The 521-nt window shown below is 68.7% G+C and carries 1 protein-coding gene; it reads right to left on the bottom strand.

Translation table 11 applies throughout. The features are described from left to right. Positions 1-42 precede the first annotated feature (42 nt). The coding region (locus J5M67_RS27775; protein ID WP_207888591.1) for a substrate binding domain-containing protein at positions 43-521 on the bottom strand (479 nt) is incomplete at its 5' end.

Raw genomic sequence — 521 nt, 5'->3', positions numbered from 1 at the left:
GTCAAAATGCGTCAATTCCGCGCCGCCGCGCGCCGCGGCGGATCAGGTCTGCACGGTGAAGCGCTCGAGCGCCGCCTCGTCGGCTTCGAGGATCGACGGCAACTCGTCGCGCAGGAAATCGACCCACGTGCGGATCTTCGCGTCGAGATACTGGCGCGACGCGTAGAGCGCGTAGATGTTCATCACGTGCGACCGGTATTCGGGCATCACGCGCACGAAATCGCCGTTGCGCAACCCGGCGATCGCCGAATAGAGCGGCAGCACGCCGATGCCCATGCCCTCGCGAATGCCGGTCGCGAGCGCCTCGGCGACGTTCACGCGAAACGGCGGCGGCGCGAGCGTCACGCTCTGCTCGCCCTGCGGCCCCACCAGCTTCCATTCGTCCCAGTACAGGCCCGGCGCGACCATCCCAAGGCAGACGTGGCCGGCAAGATCCTGCGGCCGCTGCGGCGCGCCGTGCTGCTCGATGTAGCCGCGCGACGCGCAGACGACGCTGAACGTCTCGCCGAGCCGCTGCGACA

The organism is Pseudomonas sp. 30_B (assembly GCF_017491605.1).
GTDB lineage: Bacteria > Pseudomonadota > Gammaproteobacteria > Pseudomonadales > Pseudomonadaceae > Pseudomonas.
The sequence above is the reverse complement of the archived record's forward strand: the minus strand, read 5'-3'. Positions and strand labels throughout refer to the sequence as shown.